The organism is Rhodoferax sp., assembly GCF_028688795.1.
GTDB lineage: Bacteria > Pseudomonadota > Gammaproteobacteria > Burkholderiales > Burkholderiaceae_C > Rhodoferax.
The window spans coordinates 1-4011 of record NZ_JAQTXM010000089.1 but is presented as its reverse complement, the minus strand read 5'-3'; the positions used below and the strand labels follow the sequence as shown (position 1 = coordinate 4011).

Here is a 4011-nt window from a genome sequence, read left to right as displayed (position 1 = left end):
GACCCAGCACAGTTGTTTTGACCATGTCTTTTTTGGCAGCTCGGGCGCCGAAGCCAATGAGGGGGCGATCAAACTGGCGCGCAAATGGGGCCAGCGCCATAAAAACGGCGCCTTCGAGATCATCACCTTTCACCATGGTTTTCATGGCCGCACCCTGGCCACCATGTCGGCCAGCGGCAAAGCCGGTTGGGACACTCTGTTTGCACCCCAGGTGCCCGGCTTTCCCAAGGCCGTGTTCAATGATCTGGACTCGGTGCGCTCGCTCATTGGCCCGCGCACCGTGGCCATCATGCTGGAGCCAACCCAGGGTGAGGCCGGGGTGTTTCCGGCTGACCGCGAATTTCTGCAAGGGCTGCGCGCGCTGTGTGACGCCCATCAGCTGCTGTTGATCGTGGATGAGGTGCAGACCGGGTGCGGGCGCACCGGCACCCTGTTCGCCTACGAGCAGTACGGCATCGAGCCCGACATCATGACCCTGGGCAAAGGCCTTGGCGGCGGGGTGCCGCTGTCGGCCCTGCTGGCCAAGGAACACTGCTCCTGTTTCACGGCGAGGGACCAGGGTGGCACGTTTTGCGGCAACCCGCTGACCTGCGCGGCCGGGGTGGCGGTGCTGCGCGAACTGCTGTCTGACGGTTTTCTGGCGACCAGCCGCGCCATCGGTGCGCAACTGGCGCAGGGGCTGGCGGCGCTGTCGGACAGCTTTGGGCTGGGGCCGGTGCGCGGACGCGGCTTGCTGCTGGCACTGGAGCTTGGACAGGACCTGGCGCCACAGTTGGTTGAGCGGGCCAGAGCGCACGGCTTGTTGCTCAATGCCCCGCGCCCGCATTGCCTGCGCTTCATGCCAGCGCTCAACACCACGCCTGAGGAGGTCCAGCAGGGGCTGGCCCTGTTGCATCAGGTGCTGACGGACATCTGCAACGGGGAAACCGGAGCGCCGAACCTGGCACCCGCTGCGCCGCCCGCGCCCCAGCTTGAAGTGCGCGGTTTTGACAACACCTTGCACCGGGCGCAGGTGGTGTCGCTCTGGACCGAGGTGTTTGCTGATGAATCGCCCCACAACGCCCCGGCGCTGGCCATCGACAAAAAACTGGCCGCCGCCGATGGGCTGTTTTTTGTCGCGACCAAAGGCGAGCAGGTGGTGGGTACCATCATGGCCGGCTACGACGGGCATCGCGGCTGGCTGTACTCGGTGGCGGTTCACCCGTCCTGCCGCCACCAGGACATTGGCTCGGCCCTGATGCGCACCGCCGAGCAGGCCCTGGCCGAGCGCGGCTGCCTGAAAGTCAACCTCCAGGTGGTCGAATCCAATGCCGGTGTTGTCGGGTTTTATGCCGCCCAAGGTTATGCCGTTGAAAAACGCATCAGCATGGGCAAGCTGCTGGGTGGGGGTGGAGTTGCCAAAAATCTTGAGCCACAGAACGGGAATGAGCCACCGATTGCAGCCGCTTAATCCGCAAAATCGCAAGAGGGGTGCCAGCCCTTCGACAACGTGCCAAGCAGCTGCCCACGTGAACGGCTGCAAACCGGCATAGCGACGGGCTCAAATCGTTTAGCCCGCTCGCGACCACGGACCGGCGTGACTCAGTCCATGCCAGAGGGCAGGCGTCCTACAAACCTAAACGGAAGCGGTCATCCATATGCGTTGTCCCGTGGGCTATAGTCAAACCACACGAAGTTCTGGGAACACGAACCAGACGCTAGCCAAATTTCGCCAGAATAGGCGACAAGGTTCAAAGGGACGAAAATGACTTCAACTTTTTGCGAAATTGACTGCAAACGTTGGCGGCACGGGTCTAGCCATTTGATGGGCCTCGCCATCAATGGATGGAATCCGAGATTATTTTGCCGTCTAGCTTGGCTAGGCCAGGATAGGCGCCCGGCTACATTACGTTGGGCGCTTTTACATCACATCATCAACTAGCGAAGGGAGAACGAAATGAAAGTCAAAAATCTCAACGGTACTTCCCAAAACAAATGCAAGTGCGACAGTTGGTATGCGCACTGGCAGAGGTTCAGCGGACAAAAAGCTAACCATTGCGTTGTAGTAGGTTGCAGTGGCACCGACTTGGTTGGCGGCCACGTGCAGAAGGACAGCACTTCCGATTCTTCTTGGTACGTAATCCCGATCTGCAATGCTTGCAATATGAAAAAGGGGCAAACGTTGAACGTCGTAGATCAAGTTAAGTTGGTTTCGGCAAACGTCAGTCAAACTTGCGGCTAAATTTGTGCGTACAAAAACGCCCAACCCATCCATCGAGAGGGATCGCCTATCGGCGGCCCCTCATGTCAGACGTTGGGCCTACGAGATGCGAAAACTCCTCTTGCTGACTTCTCTGTTTATGTTGCCACCCACGCTAATGGCAGCCTCAAACGATCAATATGCCGATGATCTTGCTGGCCTCTATGGAGATGTCCAACAGGTTCGCGCGATGGAGGAACTGTGCTCGCAACAATTCCCCGCAACTGCTTCTAGCAACCGACGGGCTGTTTCCAACTGGAGGCAGCAGTATTCGCCGTTTGTCGCCGAGATCGAATCGCGTTGGGAACGTTGGCTAGTTGTCAGGGCCAATGGCATTTCTCGTCAGCACGAAACGTTGGTTGCATGGTCCAAGGAACTCTACGAGTCATCAAAGAGTGCACTTAGCGCGCGGCTCTTGACCGATGGACTAGAGCTATTCCAAAAAAGGTGTGAAAACTACCCAATTTATCTGAAGTCTCCTCGCAAGAATCCCGAGCTGGTTCATGCAGAGACGTTACGTCGAATTCGGCAGCTTTCACAGTGAATGCGCTAGGCCATCCCATCACTCCATAGGGACGCTTCGCCGGCAAGCCGGCTACGCAAGCTGAGCTAGCACGTTAGGCCTCACATGGAACCGCCTGAGAACTCCCCTGCGCCCCCGAATGGCATGCCCATCTACTCTGATACGCAGGTCAGACTCATCGTTGACTCGCTTGATGAAGCTACGAATACCGAGGACTGGTAACTCTGCGTTGAGTGCCCGCTTTTCGTACTCACTACCGACCGCAATGGGTCGTACCCTGTCTGGTACTGCATCTAGGTCAATGGCCGTAATCAGCCTAACCCTGACGGCCACTGCTGTGGGAAGAGCGGCTGCGCTCCTAACCCTCAGCAGCTGCCGCCCCAAAGCAAAAATCCGCAAAACCAAATTCAGCGCCCATGGACCGCCAGTGGCCACCGGATCGGGGCCTGATCCACCGTTTTGCAACTCGGGCTCTTGAAAAGTCAGCAAACGGCCTTATGATTAGCACTCGCAAGAGTTGAGTGCTAACAGGCTTGTACCCGACGGCAGCAACACTTCACGACAACGGCGGTTGCCTTCAGGTGCGCCGTTGCCCCTATTTTTTTACCTGTGTTTCACACCTTTAAGGAGTCACTATGAAACTTCGTCCCCTGCACGACCGCGTGATTGTCAAGCGCGTTGAAAACGAAACCCGTACCGCATCCGGCATCGTTATTCCTGACAGCGCGGCTGAAAAGCCTGATCAAGGCGAAGTGCTGGCAGTGGGCCCCGGCAAGAAGAACGACAAGGGCGAACTCGGCGCGATGAGCGTCAAGGTTGGCGACCGCGTGTTGTTCGGCAAATACAGCGGCCAGACCGTCAAGGTTGACGGCGACGAGCTGCTGGTCATGAAGGAAGACGACCTGTTCGCCGTGGTCGAGAAGTAATTCCAGCGTTATCAAATTCATAGCTAGCCACGCAATGTTTGCGTGGGCTAGATGCCAATTTCACTTATTTTTTTAGGAGCCACACATGGCAGCAAAAGACGTAATTTTCGGCGGCGAAGCCCGCGCACGCATGGTTGAAGGCGTGAACATTCTGGCCAACGCAGTGAAGGTCACCCTGGGCCCCAAGGGCCGCAATGTGGTGCTGGAGCGCTCGTTCGGCGCCCCCACCGTGACCAAGGACGGTGTGTCCGTGGCCAAGGAAATCGAACTCAAAGACAAGCTGCAAAACATGGGCGCGCAGATGGTCAAGGAAGTGGCTTCCA

Annotated in this window: 5 protein-coding genes and 1 pseudogene; 5 read left to right on the top strand and 1 reads right to left on the bottom strand. The window is 57.9% G+C overall.

Annotation, left to right across the window (positions count from 1 at the left end):
• A pseudogene (locus PHQ58_RS23455) lies at positions 1 to 913 on the top strand (aminotransferase class III-fold pyridoxal phosphate-dependent enzyme); the annotation flags it as partial.
• Positions 899 to 1450 (top strand): GNAT family acetyltransferase, encoded by a 552-nt coding sequence (locus tag PHQ58_RS23450; protein ID WP_300116314.1) that lies wholly within the window; start codon positions 899 to 901, stop codon positions 1448 to 1450. The pseudogene PHQ58_RS23455 and the gene PHQ58_RS23450, both read left to right, overlap by 15 nt.
• A 450-nt stretch (positions 1451 to 1900) precedes the next feature.
• Here the strand turns inward: PHQ58_RS23450 and PHQ58_RS23445 are convergent, their stop codons facing one another.
• Positions 1901 to 2179 (bottom strand): hypothetical protein, encoded by a 279-nt coding sequence (locus PHQ58_RS23445; RefSeq protein WP_300116312.1) that lies wholly within the window; start codon positions 2177 to 2179, stop codon positions 1901 to 1903.
• A gap of 127 nt (positions 2180 to 2306) precedes the next feature.
• Here PHQ58_RS23445 and PHQ58_RS23440 point away from each other — a divergent pair, with 127 nt between their 5' ends.
• The 3 genes from PHQ58_RS23440 to PHQ58_RS23430 all read left to right on the top strand — a co-directional run.
• A complete protein-coding gene (locus PHQ58_RS23440; RefSeq protein WP_300116310.1) occupies positions 2307 to 2783 on the top strand; it encodes a hypothetical protein in 477 nt (158 codons plus the stop codon).
• 614 nt (positions 2784 to 3397) lie between these two features.
• Complete coding sequence (locus PHQ58_RS23435; RefSeq protein ID WP_078364254.1) at positions 3398 to 3688, top strand: co-chaperone GroES; 291 nt, start codon at positions 3398 to 3400, stop codon at positions 3686 to 3688.
• An 85-nt stretch (positions 3689 to 3773) separates the two neighbouring features.
• The coding region (locus PHQ58_RS23430; RefSeq protein ID WP_300116306.1) for a TCP-1/cpn60 chaperonin family protein at positions 3774 to 4011 on the top strand (238 nt) is incomplete at its 3' end.

Excerpts from the sequence above, each read along its gene's own strand:
- PHQ58_RS23440 (WP_300116310.1), top strand. The coding sequence starts at position 2,307 with ATGCGAAAACTCCTCTTGCTGACTTCTCTGTTTATGTTGCCACCCACG.
- PHQ58_RS23435 (WP_078364254.1), top strand. The coding sequence starts at position 3,398 with ATGAAACTTCGTCCCCTGCACGACCGCGTGATTGTCAAGCGCGTTGAA.